Source organism: Anaerocolumna sp. AGMB13020, assembly GCF_033100115.1.
In the GTDB taxonomy this organism is placed as follows: Bacteria; Bacillota; Clostridia; order Lachnospirales; family Lachnospiraceae; genus Anaerocolumna.
In genome coordinates this window covers 4,571,967-4,595,058 of the sequence record NZ_CP136910.1, presented here as the reverse complement: position 1 = coordinate 4,595,058, position 23,092 = coordinate 4,571,967, and the positions used below count along the sequence as shown (strand labels likewise).

Annotated in this window: 12 protein-coding genes; 4 read left to right on the top strand and 8 right to left on the bottom strand. The window is 39.8% G+C overall.

The annotated features are described in order from the left end of the window. Window positions 1–685 precede the first annotated feature (685 nt). Window positions 686–2,362 carry a cellulase family glycosylhydrolase gene (locus R2R35_RS19105; protein WP_317731423.1) on the top strand — a complete coding sequence of 559 codons (1,677 nt, stop codon included), beginning with the start codon at window positions 686–688 and terminating at the stop codon, window positions 2,360–2,362. 230 nt (window positions 2,363–2,592) lie between these two features. Here R2R35_RS19105 and R2R35_RS19100 read toward each other — a convergent pair whose 3' ends face one another. Then, a complete protein-coding gene (locus tag R2R35_RS19100; RefSeq protein ID WP_317731422.1) occupies window positions 2,593–3,669 on the bottom strand; it encodes a glycosyltransferase family 2 protein in 1,077 nt (358 codons plus the stop codon). 587 nt (window positions 3,670–4,256) lie between these two features. Between R2R35_RS19100 and R2R35_RS19095 the strand changes: the two genes are divergently transcribed. From R2R35_RS19095 to R2R35_RS19085, 3 genes are all read left to right on the top strand, one after another. Next, a complete protein-coding gene (locus tag R2R35_RS19095) occupies window positions 4,257–4,829 on the top strand; it encodes a hypothetical protein (protein WP_317731421.1) in 573 nt (190 codons plus the stop codon). A gap of 243 nt (window positions 4,830–5,072) precedes the next feature. After that, window positions 5,073–5,657, top strand: a complete 585-nt coding sequence (locus R2R35_RS19090) for a TetR/AcrR family transcriptional regulator (RefSeq protein ID WP_317731420.1) — start codon at window positions 5,073–5,075, stop codon at window positions 5,655–5,657. Between the two features lie 123 nt (window positions 5,658–5,780). Continuing rightward, complete coding sequence (locus tag R2R35_RS19085) at window positions 5,781–7,556, top strand: oleate hydratase (protein WP_317731419.1); 1,776 nt, start codon at window positions 5,781–5,783, stop codon at window positions 7,554–7,556. Between the two features lie 364 nt (window positions 7,557–7,920). Here R2R35_RS19085 and R2R35_RS19080 read toward each other — a convergent pair whose 3' ends face one another. The 7 genes from R2R35_RS19080 to R2R35_RS19050 form a co-directional block, all read right to left on the bottom strand. After that, window positions 7,921–8,376, bottom strand: a complete 456-nt coding sequence (locus R2R35_RS19080; protein WP_317731418.1) for a MarR family winged helix-turn-helix transcriptional regulator — start codon at window positions 8,374–8,376, stop codon at window positions 7,921–7,923. 80 nt (window positions 8,377–8,456) lie between these two features. Further along, window positions 8,457–9,884: a DHA2 family efflux MFS transporter permease subunit gene (locus tag R2R35_RS19075; protein ID WP_317731417.1), complete on the bottom strand. Its 1,428-nt coding sequence runs from the start codon at window positions 9,882–9,884 to the stop codon at window positions 8,457–8,459. Between the two features lie 172 nt (window positions 9,885–10,056). Beyond that, entirely contained in the window at window positions 10,057–10,656 is a 600-nt protein-coding gene (locus tag R2R35_RS19070; protein ID WP_317731416.1) for a MarR family winged helix-turn-helix transcriptional regulator, read from the bottom strand. A 330-nt stretch (window positions 10,657–10,986) separates the two neighbouring features. After that, the gene (locus tag R2R35_RS19065) at window positions 10,987–11,439 is read right to left on the bottom strand and encodes a chemotaxis protein CheX (protein ID WP_317731415.1); all 453 of its coding nucleotides are present in this window, start codon (window positions 11,437–11,439) and stop codon (window positions 10,987–10,989) included. Between the two features lie 369 nt (window positions 11,440–11,808). Further along, window positions 11,809–13,464, bottom strand: coding sequence for a chitinase (locus R2R35_RS19060; protein ID WP_317731414.1), 1,656 nt, complete (start codon window positions 13,462–13,464; stop codon window positions 11,809–11,811). Window positions 13,465–14,386: 922 nt separating this feature from the next. Then, window positions 14,387–16,819, bottom strand: a complete 2,433-nt coding sequence (locus tag R2R35_RS19055; protein ID WP_317731413.1) for a GH36-type glycosyl hydrolase domain-containing protein — start codon at window positions 16,817–16,819, stop codon at window positions 14,387–14,389. A 73-nt stretch (window positions 16,820–16,892) separates the two neighbouring features. Next, a complete protein-coding gene (locus R2R35_RS19050; protein WP_317731412.1) occupies window positions 16,893–23,009 on the bottom strand; it encodes a glucoamylase family protein in 6,117 nt (2,038 codons plus the stop codon). Window positions 23,010–23,092 lie beyond the last annotated feature (83 nt).

The window sequence follows — 23,092 nt, the reverse complement described above, 5'->3', positions numbered from 1 at the left end:
TTGAAATGTTCGTTTCAATCTTTGTTTGTATCTTCGCTTTGCTTCGTCGTTTTACATCTTCACTTGCATCTTTGCTTTTTCGCTTTACATCTTCACTTTATATCTTAACTTTGCTTCTTCACTTTGGTACTTTCCCATTTCCTTTTTATTTTTGAGACTCCTTTCTTCCTATAAATAATCAACATTGTCTATATTTTTCATTTCTTCCATATGAAGTAAATTTATGATTCTATATTATACTATATTTCAAAATTATTTTATAGAAATATTTTACATATTCTTTCAAACACCAACCCTGTAAAATTAACCACCTATTTCCAACTGCATCTCATATATAATTCTATTTTATTATGACAAATGATTAACAACAATCTATGGTCAGGTTTTATATATATAAATTTTAATTTCCTTATCAAATTCAGGCCTTTTAGAGGTTTACCGAGTTATTATCAGAATAGTCACACGTAGAAAATAAGTTCTTATTTTGTAAATTTTTTTCTATTTTTTAAAGCTACACTCTGTTTTTTATAAAAGCTATGGCATTTTTGTTAAATAATTCACATTTTTGTAAGCAAATTTTTACTTTACATCAAAATTTTTTAGCTGTAATATTATGGCGTATTAGAAATAAATGGAAGTCGACTCCACATAAACTATTGATTAATGCACAGAAAAGGAGAATATAATGTTTAAAAATGCTAAAAGAACGCTGATTTCTATTGCTGTAATTATCGTTATGGTAATCTCAATTTTACCAAAAGCTAATGTTACAGCTGCCTCCTCAGATTATTCTCATCTTATTGGTAATTCTGATGTGAAAAAACCTTCTGAGGGAGGTAAATTACAGGTACTTGATAAAAACGGAATAAAGACACTTTGCAGCGCAGACGGAAATCCAATTCAGTTAAGGGGCATGAGTACCCATGGGTTACAATGGTTTCCGGAGGTTGTTAATAATAATGGATTTTCTGCTCTTGCCAATGACTGGGGAGCAAATGTAATACGTCTTGCTATGTATATAGGTGAAGATGGGTATGCTACCAATCCGTCAGTCAAACAGAAAGTTATAAACGGGATAGACTATGCGATTGCAAATGACCTGTACGTGATCGTAGACTGGCATATGATTAATCCTGGAAATCCAACTGCCAGTATCTATTCTGGAGCACAAAGCTTTTTCAATGAAATCTCTGATTTATATCCCAATAACAAAAACATCATCTATGAATTATGCAATGAACCTAATGGTGAAAATGGAGGTATCTCAAATGATGCAGCCGGATGGTCTCAGGTAAAAGCTTATGCTTCCCCTATCGTTCAACTGTTAAGAAAGAAGGGCAATGAAAATCTTATCATCGTTGGTTCTCCTTTCTGGAGCCAAAGACCAGATTTAGCGGCTGATAATCCAATTGCCGATAAAAACACGATGTATTCTGTTCATTTCTATAGCGGCACCAATCCGGTATCAAATGTGGATACCGATAGAAACAATGCCATGAGTAACGTAAGATACGCACTGAACCATGGTGTTGGGGTTTTTGCTACTGAATGGGGAACCAGTCTTGCCACCGGTACTACCGGACCTTATCTGGCAAAAGCTGACGCCTGGTTAGATTTCCTGAATGCAAACAACATAAGCTGGTGTAATTTCTCACTCTGCAACAAAGATGAAGTAGCCTCAGCATTAAAAAGTACCACCAGCTATGATCCTGGTTCTGATAAAGTATGGTCAGAAAGTGAATTGACTACTTCAGGTCAATATGTACGTGCCCGGATTAATGGGAGCTATTACGCCACACCGGAAGATCCTAAACCAATTAAACCACAGCCACCCTTGGATTTTTCTTCCGGTTTTTGGGATTTCAACGATGGTACCACACAAGGCTTTGGTATTAATGGGGACAGCCCCATTACTTCCATTCTGGTACAAAATGTGAATAATGCCTTAGAGCTTCGCGGACTTAACACCTATGGCAGCAATGATTTATCAGAAGGCAACTTTTGGGCCAATGCACGCCTTTCAGCCGATGTCTGGGGGCAGTCTATTAATATATTCGGGTTGACCAAACTTACTATGGACGTTATCTCACCCTCTCCCACCAATGTATCAATAGCTGCAATTCCGCAAAGCAACACCCACGGATGGGCAAATCCGGCGAGAGCAGTGCATATCAGTACGTATAATTTTACAGCGCAGCCAGACGGTACCTATAAAGCAACCATAACCATTTCTGTTGATGATAGCCCGAACTTCAAAACAATAGCTGCTGATTCAAATGATAGTATCGTAAGAAATATGATATTATTTATAGGAGCAAGCTCCGACAATATTTCTTTGGATAATATAAAATTCACGAAATAAGACGGAATAACTAAAATGAGGCACTTTCACCTGGTTGTCCGTATCCAGATTATGAATACAGAATCTTCATCCAGGAAAGGGCCTCAAATCAATGTTTAAAAACTCCTCCGTATAAAGCTTCCGCTTCCTGTTCTGCCAGTCATACAGTCATACAGTCATACAGTCATACAGTCATACAGTCATACAGTCATACAGTCATACAGTCATACAGTCATCAAATTATGCGGTCTTTAGCCATAGAAATCAATTGTTTTCGGAAAATAGAGTATTTTGGCTTTTACATCTGTCATTAATTGAATAAAGATGTCCAAATCCGAATCCTCAATATAGTCAAATACCGTCAGCTTAATTGCTTCCTCCTTGGCATATTGACAGATTGCTGCTTTTATCTCTTCCTTCTTTTTTATATCATCATAACATATCTCTATTGATTTTAAGGTATGATCCACTTCCAGCTTCTTATAATTATGAGCGATGCTATGGAATAATTCATAAATTTCCTGGTCTGATAAACCAAAAAAACCTGGATATTTTTTTATGAATACGGAAGTATTATAGTCTACCTCCTCAATTTTATCTTTTTCTACGGTATCTTCTTCTTTAGAGCCATGAAACTGATGAATAACTGTCCCCTTGGTATTGATAGCAATCTTCATTCCTTTCTGCCACATACGGTAAACAAACTCAATATCTTCAATCCCCCATTTTTTCAGTTCTTCATCAAAACCTTCTGTTAAATCAATCCATTTCTTAGGTACCGCCAGATTGCAGGTTAATGCAAATAGAAAGGGCACCCTCATACTGTCAGCATTGTAGGAAAGGGTCTCAAATATCTGATGTCTGAAATCCACTCCTGTTTGATAGGACCTTAAAAGATTTTTATCAAATATAGATTTATTCAATACTATTTGTTCATTGATTGTTTGATTGAGCAGCAACCGCATTCCAACTACCGCCATATCGCAGCTTTGTGCAAAAAATCGATCCAGCTTTATCAAATAATCAGGTCTGACCAAAATATCTCCGTCTATAAAAACTACAATATCACCCGTTACATTTTTAAGCCCATAGTTTCTTGCCCTTGCTCTGGAAGAATCCTCATTTCTTGGCAAATATGTATAAATAAAAGGATATTTCCTGCGTTCAGAAACTACGGCTTGAAAGGTATCATCCAGTGAACCATCATCGACAATTATTACTTCATAGGATATCGCTTCCGTAGTTTCGATATACTCCAACGCCCTTAAGGTATTGATAACCAGCTTTCTATTTTGATAGGTAGGAATCACAAAACTATACTTTCTCAAATCCTCACCCTCCTAATTTTCTATTAATCAGTCCATAAATTTCATCCAGGAGTTTGTATTCCACCTCCTTTACTCTTGAATATTTTTATAAATGTCTTTTACAACAGGTTAAAATGTTTTCAATTGTATATTTTTTCCTCTTACAATTCTATCTTTATCTCCACAATTTGTCAAATAATTTTTGTTTTATTATTCCTTTATACAGAAATATTTGTATTTAAAAAGAGGAATTACCATTCAATCTACTTTATAAATCCTTTTTATTTATAGACTAATAATTCTTCTAGTAAGGCTCAGGTGAATTCACTATTCAGATAATTGAAACGATTTTTCCCTCATATATAGCATAATAAATAATATTACATTATTTTCATATTGTTTGTTGAGAAAATAACCAAAATGTACTATTATTTTGATATACAGAAAGTTAATATATCGTTAAGTTGTATGAACCAGAACTATTTCATAAAAAACGGCATAAACCAGCCTCTGCTAAAACGGTATTACTATTTTTATTATCTTGCAAAAAAGCCATACTGTTTAAGGCTCATTCCCCCTAATAAGGCATACGCCAAGGAGAATATCTAATGAAACCTTTTTTTATTGTAATACTGGCTGTAGTCGTTATTATAGCTTGTTTGGTAGGAACCAATATGATTGCTGAGAACAATAAAACCAAAAACAGAGAAAAAGAATTGAAAGAATACAACGAAACCCTGGAACTGGTTAAAGACATCAATCAAAACAGCGATTTCGGCGGATTAGAGCTTCTGGCTTTCCCAAGCAAAACAGGAAAAGAGCAATCTGAAGGAGCTTCTGATATCCTCCCTGATTTTGCGGAAGCAGCGAAGGATGGTGTTGAAGGGATTTATTTTAGTTATCCCTATGATAGCAATGACTACCGGCTTGCAAAAATCAGTCTAACAGCAATACCATATCATGTTTATGGTATAACCATTGGGCAAACCTTAAATGATGTAACACCGCTTTTGGAGGAAAAGGGGTTCACAGACCCTGAACAAACCTCCGAAACTGATGCTGATTTTTTCTTATATCGGCAGCATCATGTAAGTATTTCCTTAAAGATTAGTAAAGATACCGGAACCATCCGTACAATCATTGTTTCAGTCTATGATAAGCTGGATAATAAGGTTTATTGATAGTAAGGCAGAGAGGTTGGAGGCAATATAGCACTCCACCCTCTCTGTCATTTTTATAGTATTTTTTCCATTAACTTAACTGTATATTTCCCCCCAAGCTTTTCCAGACAATTAATGAATAAATCTCAGATTTATAATTCTGATGGTAGATTTTAGCAATTTATGGTATGATAACTATTAGGATAATTACACGAAAACTATTTATTTCATATAAGTCAGACACTACCAAGGAGGTTTCTTTGAATGTCACAGATAACAAAGAGAGCCTTAGAAGACTCCCTAAAAAAACTACTGCTGCAAAAACCACTTAACAAAATCACTATTTCCGACATTGCAAATGATTGTGGAATTAATCGAATGACTTTTTATTATCATTTCAAGGACATTTATGATTTAATAGAGTGGATTTGCATAGAAGAAACGGCAAGGGCAATTAATGGTAAAAAAACATATGAGACCTGGCAGCAGGGATTTTTGCAAACCTTTCAAATGGTTCTTGAGAATAAACCATTTATTTCGAATGTTTATCATTCTATCAGCAGAGAGAAAATTGAAGACTACTTCTATGCAATAACTTACGATTTGCTGATTGGAGTAATAGAAGAAAAAGCGGCCGGTATGAAAGTCTCGGAAGCAGACAAAAAGTTCATTGCAAATTTCTATAATTTTGCCTTTGTGGGCCTGCTTATGGACTGGATCAAAAAGGATATGAAGGAAAATCCGCAGTTGATTATAGATCAGCTCAGCACTTTGATCCATGGAGAGGTTTCAAGAGCTTTAGAAAAGTATCAAAATAAGAAAACTAATCAAATCCCTAAAAATGATTAAAAAATATACAGTATTGTCCACATGATGTAAATCTTATCAAAGTCAAATAATTGATTATTGTAGTAATTTCAGCAAATAGTACAATAGTGAGTGAAAGAAATCATAAAACTGGAGGTAATCACTATGTATTATTCTAAAGGAAATTATGAATCACTTGCCCGACCGGAAAAACCCAAAGGTGTAGAATCTAAATCTGCTTATTTAATCGGATCAGGTCTCGCTTCACTTGCTGCTGCAGCTTTTCTTGTTCGTGACGGACAGATGGAAGGCAAACGAATCCATATCTTAGAGAAGGATTCTCTCGCAGGTGGTGCCTGTGATGGATACGAATATGACAATACCGGATTTGTAATCCGTGGTGGCCGTGAGGTGGATAATCGCTATGAGTGCCTGTGGGACTTATTCCATTCCATTCCTTCCTTGGAAGTAGAGGGTGCCAGTGTACTGGATGAGTTCTATTGGCTCAACAAGCATGACCCAAACAGTTCTCTCATGCGCGCAACAGTGAACCGCGGCGAGGATGCTCATACTGACGGTAAATTTGGTTTATCCGACAAAGGCACACAGGAAATCACGAGGCTGTTTTTTACCCCAGATGAAGCTCTGTATAACAGACGCATTTCAGAAGTATTCAGCGAAGAGGTTCTGAATTCGAATTTCTGGTTGTACTGGCGTACGATGTTCGCTTTTGAAAACTGGCATAGTGCTCTGGAAATGAAGTTATATATTAAACGTTTCGTTCATCATATTGGCGGTATGCCTGATTTCACTGCGGTACGTTTTACAAAGCTGAACCAGTACGAATCCATGATCCTGCCATTAGTCAGGTATTTAGATGCCCACAACGTACAGTTCCATTACGGCACAAAGGTGGAGAACATACAATTTGACACAAAAACTGATAAGAAAGTTGCTACCCGTATTGATATTATCCGGGATAATCAGAAGGATCATATCGATCTGACCGAAGATGACCTGGTGTTTATCACCAACGGTGGCTGTGTTGAGAATTCCTCTATCGGTAATCAAAACACTCCCGCTGCTTTCAATCAAGAGCTCAAACAAGGCGGCGGCTGGGATATGTGGCGTAAAATAGCGGCTCAGGATCCGTCTTTCGGACACCCGGATAAATTCTGTTATGATGCAGAGCAAAGTAATTGGATGTCTGCAACTGTGACGACCTTAGACAACCGCATTCCTCCTTATATTCAGAACATCTGCAAACGTGATCCCTTCAGCGGTAAAGTCGTTACTGGCGGTATCGTAACCGTTAAGGACTCCAACTGGCTGCTCAGCTGGACCTTTAACCGTCAGCCTCATTTCCGTAATCAGCCCAAGGATCAGTTGGTTGGCTGGATTTATGGTTTATTTACCGATAAACCCGGCAACTATATCAAAAAGCCTATGCGTGATTGCACCGGTAAGGAGATCTGTATGGAGTGGCTGTACCACCTCGGTGTTCCGGAAAATCAAATCGAAGATATGGCAGAGAACAGTGCTAACACCGTGCCCTGTATGATGCCTTATATAACTGCCTTCTTCATGCCCCGGGAGGCCGGTGACCGCCCTGCTGTTATTCCGGCTGGCAGCGTTAATTTTGCTTTCCTCGGTCAATTTGCTGAAACAACACGCGATACAATCTTTACGATAGAATACTCTGTTCGTACGGCTATGGAAAGTGTCTATACACTTTTAAATATCGATCGTGGTGTACCAGAAGTTTGGAGCAGCACTTACGATATTCGTGACCTGCTGAATGCAACCTCCACCTTAAGCGATGGTAAAAAACTTACAGATATCAATCTTGATCCTACTGTTAAGGCAACCCTTGGGGAAGCACTTAAGAAGATTGCGGGTACTGATATTGAAAAGTTATTGAAAGAATATCATTTGATTTAAGTATAAGGTCAGGACAGCTTCCAAACTGATGAATTTTATATCTTCTATTAAAGAAGCTGGCTTAATGAAAGAGCCAGCTTCTTCTATTCTCTATATTACTTGTGTCCTATGCCTGAAACCCAATAACAATCCATTCATCAACATAACTCCAGAAGTTAATATTATATTTAGGTTGGGTTTTTGCTGACCAAAATGCAGCATTATTTTGTTCACAGTTGGCTGTGTCAATGGCTATATATGAGCCCATTCCATTACTGAAGAAACTAAAAGATGTGTTTATTTCTTTATAATATTCTCTTTAATAATTCAGTTTATGATCCATATAATCAATTCCTTCTTTCCTAAAGGAGCAAAATATTAACCTTTATATATGTGAACCCTGGCCGACGTTTTCATAAACTCTTTTCAAAAATCCTAGAAAGAGGGATTTCTCACCTTCTGAAAAACCAGTCAGCAAGGCTTCTGAAATCTCATACAACATTTCTATTGTATCATTCATCACATCAGTGGCCTTTTCAGTAAGGACGAGGTGCATAGTTCTTCCATCCTTGATTCCTGAACTCCTGATAATAAAACCATTCTTTTCCAGACCATTCAACAAACTGGTGACAGAAGGCCCCGAAATCTGCATTGCTTCACTTAAATACTTTCGGCTGATTTCATGACCTGTATTTTGTCCTCCTTGTATATGTCCCAAGAGGCGAACTTGAGGTTCCGTGACATGATAATAGGTGAGTTTTTGATCAATTTGGTATCGTAGAGCGTGAGCAATATTCTTTATATAGAAATCATGATTCGGGATACGTGCATTATTGTCCATGGTTTACCACCTTTTAACTAAGTTCATCTCTACTTATTGTATCGCAAAAGCAATATAGTGTCTACCGTCAACTCTTCCACTTATTCCTCTAAAGAAATTGATTTGGGCATAAGCCATACAAGGCAAAGACCGATTACTACTATGGCTGCGACAATTAAAACGCAGTATTCCATAGCCCTGCTATCACCAACTGTACTCTGAAGATGAAAGAAAAGTGTTACAACAACGGCAGAGCCTATTGCTGAAGCCAATTGCTGAATTGCACTCAAAGAACCACTTGCACTGCCGGCTTCATCCTGCGCAAGATCACCGAGCGCTACATCGTAAATACTGCTGAAACAAGCCCCCATACCTGCACCAATAATCATAATAGCCGGAGCCATCATTAAGGCTGTCGCCGCGTCTCCTTTTAAAAAGAGGGTGATCCAGAGTACAAAAGCTCCAAGGAGAGTTATTCCAAGTCCAATCACGACAATTTTACGCCCCATTTTATTTAAAAGAGGCCGGCATACAGTTGAAGAAATGACAATACCAATTGCCATTGGGCAAAGTCCCAATGCAGCTGCATAAGCAGACAAATGCAGTACCATTTGGAAAAACAGAGATATTACATATGACAGGCCGCTTACCGCCGCAAAAAATGCAAGACCTAACAGCATACCAGAGGTAAATCCTCTATTCTTGAATAATTCCGGCTTAATAAGCGGGTTAGAAGCATGTATTTGTCTAAATGCAAATGCACCTAGAAACAGAACTCCTGTAATCAGGCTGATAACAGGTACTAGCGTCCAACCTGCTACTGGACCTTCATTCAATCCATAAATTAATCCCAACATAGAAATACCAAGCAAAAGAGTCCCTATGCCATCCAACTTTTCTTCTGAGTTAGGCTGATCAGGGGGTAATAACTTAATTGCAGCAACTAACCCTATAAGACCAAGGATTATGTTAATAAGAAACATAGGTCTCCAGCCAAGACCTCCGATATTTGCCTGAATGATAAATCCAGCCAGAATAGGCCCAAAAACAGTGGATATGCTCATAATTGGTCCAAAAACACTGACAGCACGAGGAAACTGCTCACGTGAAAATGTCGACATCAGGATGCTCATCCCCTGTGGAATCAGCAATGCGCCAAAGCCCCCCTGTATCAAACGTCCTATGATAATCATAGTAGGACTGGCAGAAAATCCGCAAAAAGCCGATGCCAGTGTAAATCCGATAATTCCAATTAAATATAATCGCCTCTTTCCATACCGGTCGCCCAAACGTCCTCCAATAACCAGTAACACTCCCATAGCCAATGCATAAGCAGCTGTAAGCCATTTAATCAGTAGTTCCCCTCCACCAATACTTTGCACAATGGAGGGAGCCGCTATATTAGTTATGGTTGAATCCATCAGATCAAGAACATCTGCAATTATAACAACCATTAGAATCATTCTTAAACGAGGTGTCAGACGTGATGGATCAGATGTTTTTAATGAGATTGAATTTGAATTTTTCATATACTTCTCCTAATTTGATAAAATTAAAAGGTAGATTTCTACCTATTTGACTTAAATAATGTACCAACTAAAATATAGTTCGTATCTTAATTGGTACAAGCAATGCTCAGATAAGATAAGCTATTGGTGAAATAGTAAAATAAGGTTAGTCTATCTTATACATAGAAAGAACCTAGAGCCTGAAGCTCTTTCTCCCTTCTCCCCTCCAGCCTCCATGCTGCCTTCCCTTATGTCCATGATGAGAGAATCCTTCCGAATCCATTTCATTGAAGCCAAACCCAAATGGCGCCTCTCTTTCTGATAATTCCTCTCCATTTTTCGTGAGAACATCTTCCATGGAAAGAATAAGCTTATTCAAAAGCTCAGAAAGCTGTGTTTTATCTTCGTCAGACAGACCCGCACACCAGGTTTCAGCTGCCTTCTGTCTTGGATTGATTAACTCTTTTTCGAACTCTCGACCTTTTTCCGTTAAGAATACATTAATGACCCGCTTATCATTTTCATTTTGACGACGTTCGACGTAACCATTTTTTTCAAGTTTCATAACAAGTTCTCCAAGAGAAGAAGGACGGATATCCAACTTTTCTGTAATTTCGGTTTGTGTCATACCATCCTTTTCTGCTAAGATCTTCAGCACAATTCCTTGTGCACGACCAATGTTATTTTGAGCATCGGAATTTTTGAAATGGTGCTCGCTGTGAATCAGCCTGTGAACCAGATTCGTGCAACTTCGTATTTGTTGCAGCAGTGTATCAGAGAGATTTTCCTTCATACAGTCATATCCTTTCTTTTTATAAGGTACCTTATAATTAGGAGTATAAACCTGTATTTCATTGTTGTCAAGATTTTTTTAAGGTACCTTATATTAATTAATAATTGGATAAATAAATCCCCATATCTACTGCTAATTGGTAATATCATCCGCTTTGATATTATTACTACATGTTCATATTACCATACCGATAAATGATTAAATATGCATGAATCTATCTGGTTCCCTATAATTTATCAGATAAATACATTCCTCCATGTTAAATCTCATACCAGTATCAATTTTCATAAGGTATGCTTTACCATTTTTCAGTAATGATATAAACTGATCTTATATATTCAATCCAATATCAAGTTCTATTTTCCCAATATCAGTCTCAAAATCAATAGCAATCGTCTCAAAGCCGTTAATTTCAGCATTTTCTAAAATAACCTTGGGAGGATTAATCTTTGTTGCCAACCCGAAGGAAGACAGTTTTGTTGCCGAAGCTCCTGCTATCATACTGGATAATTCCCCAATTGCACTTTTAGCCATATCATCGATGGTAGTAATGCTCATACCCATCATCATGATTGACGCTAATTTTTTTGCAGTGTCGAGCGGCATTGATAGTGCGATGTCTCCTTGTACTGCCCCTTGAAAGCATACAATTGTGGATACCTCCAAATTTACATGCATTTTATCTTTCTTTTGAATATTACACCTTTTGATATTATTTACACCGAATTGTTCCAAAGTAACATTGAAAGTCTCTAAAATAGTGTTTATATACTTAACATCCATAATAGCACATAATCTCCTTTTAGCCTGCCGCATCCCAAAGTTTCACGGTTAGTTAATCTAAGTCATTAACTGTTCCTACTATGATAATTACTCCTAATTAGGCTTATTTATTCTATTTCGACATTTCATGAGATTAATATTACAAATCACAGACTATATACCTATGATAATAGGCTGATAGAACCAGGGCGTGTCTGAAAACTGCTTGTGCCGGACTGGATTCCACTTTGTGGGAGAACAATAGCAAAGCCCATGCCCCTCTCTGACATTGACAGAAATGGGTATAGCTTTGCTATTATGCTCTATCTAATATACGCTTAAATTGATGATCAGATTTCTCTTGTCATATTCCAGGCATCACTTTATCAGTTACGGAAGAGTCTTTAATTTCGCACTAACCGAATTTGCAAATTCATAGTTGTTACTGGCATCCCAATTAATAGACCAGGTCATTGCACCGCGAAGTGTCGGATATGTCCTTGGTGGCTTGTAGGAACCGCCGCCGGTACCGGTTGTCAGACAATCAAGGGCAGCATTTACAACGCTGGGAGATACATAACCGCTTCCGGCTCCTCTTGTAGAAGCTGGCAGTCCAAGTCCAATCTGGTCAGGTCGAAGCCCATTCTCCAGCTGAATGGCTGCAAGAGCTGTTAAGAAGTCAACACTTCCCTGGTAATATACCTTTCCATCCTGCCCTAACATACTTCCTGAGTTATAATACTGTGTATTAACTACTGTCAGAATGTCCTTGATATTTAGGGCCACCTGGAAATAACCGGAGTTTACAGACTGCATATCAAGAGTCTGAGGAGCCATGGTAATGATTAAGCCTGCTCCTGCCTTTGAGGAAAGCTGGCGAAGTGCAGAGGTCATGTAGGTTGCATTAATACCATTTTCCAAATCAATATCAACACCGTCAAATCCGTATTTTACCATAAGTGCATAAACACTGTTTGCAAAATTCGTGGCTGCCGCAGCATTGCTTACGCTGACCGTACCGGTTTCACCGCCTACGGAAATGATTACCTTCTGTCCTTTTGTCTTGGCTACTGCGATATCACTGATAAACTGCTGTTCTGTATAACCTCCCAATTTGGAAGCAAGACTGGAATCCAGCGTGAAAGTGACTTCACCGGCGTTGCCCGTTGCTGACGCAAATGCTACTGCAATGATGTTATAGGTCTGGGGTACATCGCTGATCTTTAAACACTTTGCTCCATTATCAAAGTTCTGCCAGTATCCTGTCAGAACATGAGCAGGAAGCCCTGTTTGATTCTTTGATATGGTATAAACTGCAGTAATAATGGCTGAATCCTTCAAGCCTGAGGCTGTTGCATAAGCCTTTACAGTAGTTGTGGCTGTAAGTGCTATGGCACCGGTATAAACCTTGGAGGATGCTGTCGGGTTGGTGCCATCTGTTGTATAGCGAATGGTTACATTGCTTGTAGAACAGGTTAAGGTCACATTCAGATTTCCGTAATAAGTTCCTGCTGCCGGTGAGAATACCGGGGCAGACACGGTATCTGCCTTGTTAATGGAATATGTAGCTGAAGCTGTCTGAGAGTCATTCATACCGGAAGCAAAGGCTTTTGCTTTTACTGTGGCGGTAGTGGAAATGGTTATTGCACCAGTATAAGCAGAGGAAGAAACCGTGGGTTCATTGCCGTCTAATGTATAACGGATAGTGCTTCCTGGCGTAGAACAGGTTATCGTCACGCTCTGAGAGGCTGCATATGTCCCGCCTGCAGGATTAAATACCGGTGTAGCTGTTGTCTGTGTTTCCCCGCCGCTGTATAATCCCCAAAGTGCCGGTACAATTGGTGGCTCCCAGCCGGTCAGTGCCGTATGTGCCTGAATACACTTATAGTTGTTTCCGCTGTAAGAAACAATATCATTGACTTTATATGCTGTTCCTGCCTGCCAGGCTGGATAAGCTGCTTTTACAACAGCATTGGATGAAAGGGAAAATACCATGACCAACAGGATAATAACAGCTGTTGCTTTTACCACTTTAATACACTTCATATAATCTCCTCCTATAAGGTAAGCAAAAGCTTACTTTTCTGGTTGTTAGGAATCTGCTTATTTATACCGTATAATTATTGAACCAGTCTCCATAATGCCGGAACAATCTCAGGAGTCCATACGGATAAGGCTGTATGTACCTGAATACACTACCCTTCCACTATTTTTTTACTATTTCATAAATTAACCCCTTTCTCTTTGATCTATACTCATCTTGGCAATTCACAACACCGCGATATAACCAGCCTCTCAAACATCAGGCCAGATTCCCCCTTCCCATTTAATATTGGTTACTATGAACTGTCAGGTAAGCCAAAAGAAAAAAATATTGCATAAAAAAGAAACCTATTAAATATGCCCAGTAAAATATAAGCATAGGCAATATCACAGGACATTTAATTTTTTATATAAATTCGTCTTTGAATAGGATTGAAATACAAATAGAATCTCTACGAGCAGGAAATAAGAAGACCTGCAGCTAAGCTTCCATATTAATTAACCGTATATCCGTTTTATGAGAGTCCTTCTACATGCAAAATCTCTCTTGAGGATCTGTCTTATCAACAAGGTTAAGAAGTATAATAACTGCTGCCGGTCCAGGAAAGTATCGACAATAAATAAAATTTTTAGATTAATTTTATTATAATATGTTTTCAATAAATTGTAATTGTATTAAATTGCTCTTTTTGTTCATTTATTGGCATTTTATTATCTAAAGTCAAATAGCCTTACAAAATATTCCACTACGGATTGTTTCCAGTTGTGGGAAGATAAGATTGCATTAGCCCTTCTTTATACCAACACCTCTTTCGCATACCGGGTTTCCCTGCCCAGTGATTCCTTACAATACAGTTTGCTTTCATTATATCCTGCAGTGTAAGCAAGATATAATGAAAGATACCCGGGATAGTAACGCCGGGGATTATACGACTATCAGATGCCTTTCTCCGTCATCCTTTAGCAAAACCCTGTTTCCCTGAATCAGGCTGCCATCTGCTGTGATTGTTTCCGTGGTCAGTATTCCCTTGCTTCTGCTCTCCACTCTGATTTCATAAAGGGAGCCACCATACTTATATTCAACGGAATACTCTCCGAAACTTGACGGTGTGGCCGGATCGATAATCAATTCCTCTCCTTCTTTGCGAATGCCCAGAAACCAGCATAACAATCCCTGATACATCCAGCCCGCGGACCCGGTATACCAGCTCCAGCCACCTCTTCCGGTATAAGGCGGGCTAAGGGAGATATCTGCTGTCATTACATATGGTTCTTTCTCATACCTGAGTGCATCCTTTCTGTTCTGGGTAATGTTAATCGGATTAAGTATGGAAAACAGGCTCTGAGCCATATTACAGTCGTGCAGCATGGAGGTGGCGATTGCCAGCCAAACTGCCGCATGGGTATACTGTCCTCCATTTTCCCGTATGCCGGGGATATAGTTTTTGATATAACCCGGATTTTTACTGGTTTTATTAAAAGGAGGTGTTAAAAGTAGGGAAAGAGCTTCCTCTTCCATTACTAAATACCGCCATGCGGACTGCATCGCAGTCTTCGCACGTTCTTCTTTTGCCCCCTTTGATATCACGCTCCAGGACTGACTGATGGAATCCAACCGGCATTCATCGTTTTCCTTAGAGCCAAGTTTCGAACCGTCATCATAAAATGCCCGGAGATACCACTCTCCATCCCAGGCATGTTCTTCGATATTTTGGAGCAGCAGCTCCCGTTTCTGTTCCAGCTCCTGCCCGTAATCTGCATCATTTTCCTGATAACATAAAGGTATAAAGTCACCCAATACAGTGTAAAAGAACCAGGCCAGCCAGACACTTTCTCCCTTCCCAAGCATTCCTACCTCATTCATTCCGTCATTCCAGTCACCGCCTCCCATAAGAGGAAGTCCATGTTCTCCGAAATTGGTCCGGTCTATGGTTTTTTTACAATGTTCATAAACACTTTCGGATAGCTCGGAGACTTCCGGAGTAAACATTACATCATGCTGATCCTCTCTTAATATCGGGCCTTTTATATAATGTACCTTCTCCTTTAATATCCCGGTATCCCCGGTACTTCGAATATAAGCGGCAGTGCAATAAGGCAGCCAAAGCAAATCGTCGGTTATTCTCGTTCTTACCCCGATTCCCATAGGGGGATGCCACCAATGCTGGACATCTCCTTCCTCAAACTGTCTGCTGCAGGCAATTAATATTTGCTTTCGCAGAATACCAGAATCCGTAAAAAGAAGTGAAAGGGTATCCTGAAGCTGGTCCCTGTAGCCATAAGCTCCTCCGCATTGATAAAAACCAGCTCTTGCATTAATACGGCAGGATACCGACTGATAGAGCAGCCATCCGTTCACCAGGATATCCGTTGCTCTGTCCTTTGTCTTCACCTGAATTGTCCCAAGCAGTCTGTCCCAGTAAGCTTTCACCTTATTAAGCTCATTTCCGGCAGCAGTTATATCTTTGTATTTATATCTGATGTTATTTATCTCGTTCAGGTCACTGCTCTGACCAATTCCAAACACCACCGTTTTGCTTTCCTTGGGTTGTATTTCTACCGATACCTGGATTGCTCCGCAGGAATCATAACACACTCCCGTATTACAGGACAGTTTGACTTCCGCTCCTTTGGGTTCTCTGATATTTCCCTTTTGTCCCAGAAATTCCTGCCGGTCACCGGTATAGCCGACAATCATCTCACTGGAAAACAAATAAGAAAAACTGTTCCCAAAATTCAGGGTATAAATGTTTTTTGCATATAAATACTCATGCTCATTGTCATAAGCGGTAAGAACATAAGGATTGGTATTCTCCCGCTGTGTACCTAAAACCCATTCTACATAATAGGTAAGGCTTAGATATTTTACCTTATCCGAATTGTTTGTCAGTTTTAGATTCCATAACTTTAGTGATTCATCCAAAGGAGTAAAAACTGTTAGTTCCTGGTCTATAAGACCTTCTTCATGAAGGAACCTGCTGTATCCAAAGCCATGTCTTACCCGGTAAACACCTCTGTCAGATCTTCCAAGGGACATTGGTGTCATCACCTCTCCGGTCACTTCATCCAGAATATAGATTGCCTCGGAAGCTCTGTCACTAACAGGATCATTGGACCAGGGGGTAAGTTTATTTTCCCTGCTGTTGATACTCCAGGTAAAGCCTGCACCGGATTCTGATATCTGGAAACCAAAGTTCTTATTTGAGATAACATTAATCCAGGGAGCCGGCGGCCGATTATTGCCCTCCAGCAGAATTTCATACTCCCTGCCCTCACAGGCAAATGCTCCGAAGCCGTTAAAAAACTCATAGTTCTCTTTTTCTTTCTCCTGTATTGTTGGTGCATATGCTGTATCCAAAGCCTCTTCCTCCTTAAACCCAAAGCTCTCTTTTATAACACGAGCCGTTCTGTCCTAGCTGCCAAATTGAAATCTACTCTTCCAGTATCTCATATATATTTTCTTTCAGATGGGTAAAATAAATACCTGTTTTCTCTGAAAACACAACACTTGCAACCGTATACAGCAAATCAATCTCTGCCGGTATCATTTCATAGGTATGCAGCATAAAGAAACTTGGCTTCTCACTTCCTGAATCATAGATCCGAAGAGAGCTTGTCATATCATTTATTAATATATCCACCTCCTGGAAATAACCATGCTTGGAATCCAGCAGTATGACCAGATCCACCATAATACGGTTAATTCTCAGGTATTCATAAGCCTTTAAGACGTCCTTTACAATTCTTTCTTCCTGATTGGATCGAACCAATAACAGCAGAATGGGATTATCACCGGATATACCAAATTTCCATAAGAAACTCTGATTCTTAAAGTTTCGTCTTATATTTTCAACCGGACCTCGGTAAGCCTTAGCAGTATAGAAAATGGGGCTGATCAAATCCTGAAAGGCATTGAGCTGAAGATTCGTAATTTCCAGATACTTTAACTCCAGTTCCTTCTGAAGACGGAATTTCTCCAGTATATCGTCAACCCTGTAGCTTAGATTAAATTCACCGGCAATTTTTACTGCGTCTTCTTTGCTTTTGCATACTCCTGTTATGAAAGAAATGCAGGCAGTTTCACCCGGTCCTATGCATAACTGTCCCCGCAGGCTCATAATAGGATCATTACAAAAACCGGAATTATTGAAAAAAGCAACACTGTTAACAACGGAGTCCGGATTCTCCAGGGTATTGTTTCTTCCGATAAAACGCTTTCGGTCATTCTCGTATTCTACCTTTTTACTTAGTTTCCCTCCTGTTCTGAGCATGTGCATAAGATAAGGATTATCGTCCTCTTTCTTACGCCTTCTTTTAGAGAGGAAGATTTCCTGTTCTTCCAGATACTCACTTTCCAGAAAGAGCTTATTAAAGGCAGGATGGCTTAATTCTGCCGGAAGGGTATCATCCACCACCTCCAGATAACTGGTCACTTCCAACCTTTTTTCCTCATTACTGTGATTGGTAAAGGTAACCTTTCGGATCTCAAAATCCCGGTCCGCATCCAGGCTCACGATCATATGGGTTGTAATATCTCCATCCCTGCGTTTGTATTCAGCCTGATTCGGTGAAAATATCACCTGATAGTTTTCAGGCTCTGTTCTGGTGGGATGATAAGTGGTGCTCCAAACCTTTCCTTTATTCATATCCTTGATATAGATATAATTACCTGTGTTTGCATAAATATCGGATCGGAAACGGTAAAGCATCCTGTCTTCATATTTACTAAAACCATCTCCATCTGAGGAAATCATCAGTGAATACGAACCGTTTGACAAGTAATTTACAATGGGTGGATTCGTGGCCACACTGTTCACATAACGGTTACTGTAAGTAACTTCCTTAAACAGGGGCTTACCAATTTTAATTGTATATCCATGTTTGGCAATGGAAATCAGATGAGACTGGCGTTTTTCCTCCAGCAGGACCTCTGTGGCCTTTATCATCATCTCTGCATGAAATCTCTCCCGTAGAATCCCTTCATTGAGATAATTATTAATAGCAGCCAGATTCATCCCCTGATGATGTGCCATATAGGATTTCACAATACAATATGGTGTCATATCCACAGAATTTGGTACATTAAAATCCACTGCCTCATAGAAACCATAATCGCTGAAGGCTCCTAATTCCTTTAACCTTCTAAGATTCTTTATGCATTCATCATCAGCGATATCCAATGCCAGCATGGTTGCATAAGGAGCAACCACTAGGGAATTTCTGCGGACAGGCTGAAGTCTTATCTTTGGAACACCAAAAGCCTGGTATTGGTAATTAGAATTCAAATCAAAACGGTAATACTGGGATTCTGATATCCCCCAGGGGATCTTAGTTTCCTCCGCATACTTCCTATGCTGAAGCACCGCTGCTCTGGAGGTCTGTGCATAAACAGAACCTTCATATTCCTTGAATACGATATTCGGCATCAAATATTCAAACATGGTACCGCTCCAGGATACAAAGCAAGGAATTCCACCTACGATAGTCAGGGGCCTTCCAAGTTTATACCAATGCTTTAGAGGCACTTCTCCTTTCGCTATCGCAAGAAGACTTGTAAGAGCACATTCTGATGCCATCAGGTCGTAACAGCCTTCATCCAGCACATGAGAGGATACATGGTATCCGATGTGAAAAAGAGCTCTCTTATCATTAAATAAACACTGAAAGTCAACATTTGTCAAAAGGTAGTCTATTTTATTGCTGATGGCATGAATACGATTAAGCAGGTTATTTGCTACCTTATTATCCTTTTCTGCAATACAACGAAGCGTAGAACAGGAAGAAAAGCACTCTTCCTTCAGTTTCAGACCGGCGGCTTCATTGACAATACTGTCAATGGTACCCATTAACTGCCTGGTATAGCGGTAATCCTCAGCAGGGACAAGCTCCCTGTCATTTAGGTCTTCCCAGATATCCGCTATATCCTCAACCAGTTCACATATCCTTGTATATCCGTTCTTAAGCTCATAACCGGCGGCAGCACCTGTTCTTTGCTGGAGCTCCTCGTTACTTCTTCTTAGTGCAACTTGCAGCTCAGCCAATAGACAGTCCGGATAAATCGGTTTATCCGCTTGCTCCAGTAAACCATTCTTCAAGGCGACCAGGTGCCCGAAAAAGTTACCGCTATCTACGGTTGATATATAGGCAGGATTCAGCACCTCCAAGGTTTCAACCTGGTACCAATTATAGAGATGTCCTTTCCATTTCTCCAATTTATAAACCGTATCCATCAGATGTTCAACAGCCTCCAAGGTAGAGCTCAGGGTTTCAAAACCAAAGTCTCTGGCTGATAGAATCGCCAGGAATTGAAGCCCGATGTTGGTGGGCGAGGTCTTGTCACTGATCTTTGGAACCATCCCAATCTGACAGTTATCCGGGCAGAGGTAGTTATTTTTCTCCGTAGAAAGGTCCTTAAAAAACTGCCAGGTTCTGCGCGCAGTATCAAGCAGCATTTCCTTATCCTGTGCTTTATCCCCTTGATTTGATTTCTTTTCCGGCTGGCTGATCCGATAAGAGATTTCAAAAGCAAAGCTCCAGTCAAGAAGCAGAATTATTGCCAGAACAGTTCCTGCCGGATTTAATATTCCTGTAAATAGAATGATTAACAGCACACATACCGGAAGGAAATTACTCCACATGGTAAGAAAATACCCTTTTCTGGTATTGATAATTGAGCTGTCCACTGCCTCCGCCGTATTCCATCGAAGCAGATTTTTTTTGCTGATACAGATCCGGTAGAGAGTCCTGACAATTGCGTCCGATGCGACATAAGCCCTGTAGGGAGTAATCGTAAACTCCAGAAATGTCCTCTCTGCCATAGTTACAAGTTCCTTTAGAAAGTCCTTATAGATAAGAGCAAGGTTCGGCCGGAGAAACTTCTGTTTAATAATTGCAATCAATAAAATAATGAAACTAAATACATCGCTAAAGAAAACAAAAGGAATAAACAGGTAAAAGGCTTCTCCCATCCATGCCAGATTCAGCAAAATAAACAGTATCTTACTAAGTGGAACCAGACTTCGCCTCAGGTTGTCAAAAATCTTCCATTTTGATAGTGGGCTTAAGCCTCTTCCGTCCCCAGTTTTCCTTATAAACAGCCAGGGCAGGAGCTGCCAGTCTCCGCGCAGCCATCGGTGTTCTCTTTTGGTAAAGGATAAAACGCTGTTGGGAAAGGTGTCCATAATCTTAGCCGCGCTGGAAAAAGCCGTTCGTGCATAGCAGCTCTCAAAAAGGTCATGACTTAGAATCCTGTTCTCCGGTACCTTATTATGAAGCAGCTCGTGAAAAGCTTTTATATGATAAACACCCTTTCCGGTATAGATACCTTCACCGAAAATATCCTGGTAAATGTCTGATATTACAGTTCCGTAATGGTCAAGTCCTGATTCTCCGCCAAAGATTTTTGTAAACCTGCTGCCGTTCTTGCCTACGATATGATTTCTTACCGAGGGTTGAATGATGACATAACCCTCCTTTACCCTCCTGCCTGAGGAGTCAAGGATAGGTTTATTTAAAGGATGATCAATGAGTCCAACCAATTTTGCAGCATTGTCACGAAGCAGATTCGTATCAGCATCCAGTGTAATCACATACCGGAAGGTAGTAAGCAGCTCTTGGTCACAATAAATTGAAGTAAAGGTGGTATTCTCCTTACCTGCTCCAATCAAAAGGTTATTAAACTCCTCCAGTTTTCCTCTTTTGCGCTCCCATCCCATATAACAGTTCTCCGCCTCATTCCATTTACGGCAGCGAAAGAACAGGGAAAAGCGCTGCTGCTCCGACGGATAACGCTCATTCAGCTCCTTCATACGAGCAGCAAGAGCATTTTGTATTACCTCATCTTTTTGCATTACCTCTTCCTGGGAATCCTCAAAATCAAGCAGCAAGGCGAAGAAAAGATTGGGCTGCCCATTTGCCAGATAATGCTTCTCGAGCCGTTCCATATACGTAAGACCCTGTTCCTTGTTGGAAACTATGACCGGCATAACGACAAAGGTTCTTGCTTCCTCTGGTATTTCCTTTAGATAGTCCAGGGAAGGAATCTTCTTGACCTTGATTCTTCTGGTAAAAATAAAATTAATAATCTCTATTGAAATTCCTATTAACAGTGGCAGGATTACCAGCAGGGAAATAAGATACCGGCCGATACCTTCAAGTCCGCCAAATTCACGGAATGCATAGAGCAGGCAGACACTCAGACCAAGAATTACTAAGAACAGGGAAAGAAAATAAAGGAAGCCTTTAACATTTCTTCTTTTCCTGATACCTGTGGGGATTGGTTTTTCTAATATCTTTGCTTTTAAAAGCGGATAACCCTTACCCAAAAGATAAGCACCTACATGATGTGAACAATGCAGATCCTCTCTTCCCTGAATTGCCAGTTCCAGGCAATCCTTTGCTATCTTCTCTTCCAGCAGTCGATAACGGTGTGATAATTTTACAACAACCCCGCGATACATACCTCTGGCTTCTAAATCCATCTTTGAATAGACACCCTCTGGATCCTGTGACAGAATCTGCTCTAGACAGGAATAATCCTGAAAGAACTTTTCCTCATCCACTTCATTGATATCCCTGAGGCTGACAATTAAGGTGCGAATTTTGGACTCAAGGAAGGCTTCCACCCTTCCTTCCTCCAGGATTAAATCAGAGGTTTTCATCTGCTTTCCAAGGGAAGCAAAATGATGTTCCAGGTATTTTTGAAGGGAAGTCTCATCAAAGGAACTATTCTTCAGCAGATATAATACATGTGCATGGAAAGAGTAATTCAGCTTCAGCTTCTCTTCTATCTCACAAAGCAATACTGCTAAATCAGCCGAATCCTGATTGTTTTTTAACTTATCCCTTAAAAAATCTTCTGCCTTAGTCTTCACATCGATGATAGAAAGAATTTCATCTGCAATTACAATGATCTCTTCAAGCAGGCAAAAGCCCAGTACCTCTGGCAAGACCCAGATTTCCTTGTCTGTAAGCGGTAATTTTTGCTGATAAGCTGTTAACATTACAGAGATATTTTCTTCACTTAAGTGACCGCCGGAAAGAGCAACCATCCTTTTCGCCACAATGTAAATACGTGGAAAGTTATGGTATTCCTTTCCCTTTAGGACCGGCAATACTGCATAGCTCGTTCCGGAGGTTCGCACTTTCTTAATTTCCCGGTACATCATCTGAAAATTATCAAAGAGCCAGCGTGCTGCCGGAATCAAAGCAATGATATCCGTGGATAAGGCAGAGATTCTGTCTCTGATTTTATTCAGCTTTTTATAAGCGATCTGGTTGTAATCGTTAAGAACAAAGCTGTATCCGGTTAGTCTGACCTGACTATGGTCTTCTGCCAGCTTAAGCATCTGCTTCTCCCAATCCTTTGGTCCCGTGTTATCTCCTTCACCCAGGGTATAGGCGGGAAAATTAACTTTCTTACCAAAATGATTAAATCGGTTATACAGCATTAATAGAACAAAGCAGATTAATGCAACCAGCAGTAATAAAATAACCTGCCGAAACGGTGAATGTATATAAAAATTAATTCCATACAATAAGACCAGCAATGAAAGCTCCTCCTTATTTAAGAAATCTTCAGACAAGATGCTTGTCTTCTCACAGATCCTCTGTTTTTTCAAAAAAATAGCAC

Excerpts from the sequence above, each read along its gene's own strand:
- R2R35_RS19105 (WP_317731423.1), top strand. The coding sequence starts at position 686 with ATGTTTAAAAATGCTAAAAGAACGCTGATTTCTATTGCTGTAATTATC.
- R2R35_RS19095 (WP_317731421.1), top strand. The coding sequence starts at position 4,257 with ATGAAACCTTTTTTTATTGTAATACTGGCTGTAGTCGTTATTATAGCT.
- R2R35_RS19090 (WP_317731420.1), top strand. The coding sequence starts at position 5,073 with ATGTCACAGATAACAAAGAGAGCCTTAGAAGACTCCCTAAAAAAACTA.
- R2R35_RS19085 (WP_317731419.1), top strand. The coding sequence starts at position 5,781 with ATGTATTATTCTAAAGGAAATTATGAATCACTTGCCCGACCGGAAAAA.
- R2R35_RS19080 (WP_317731418.1), bottom strand. The coding sequence starts at position 8,376 with ATGGACAATAATGCACGTATCCCGAATCATGATTTCTATATAAAGAAT.
- R2R35_RS19075 (WP_317731417.1), bottom strand. The coding sequence starts at position 9,884 with ATGAAAAATTCAAATTCAATCTCATTAAAAACATCTGATCCATCACGT.
- R2R35_RS19070 (WP_317731416.1), bottom strand. The coding sequence starts at position 10,656 with ATGAAGGAAAATCTCTCTGATACACTGCTGCAACAAATACGAAGTTGC.
- R2R35_RS19065 (WP_317731415.1), bottom strand. The coding sequence starts at position 11,439 with ATGGATGTTAAGTATATAAACACTATTTTAGAGACTTTCAATGTTACT.
- R2R35_RS19060 (WP_317731414.1), bottom strand. The coding sequence starts at position 13,464 with ATGAAGTGTATTAAAGTGGTAAAAGCAACAGCTGTTATTATCCTGTTG.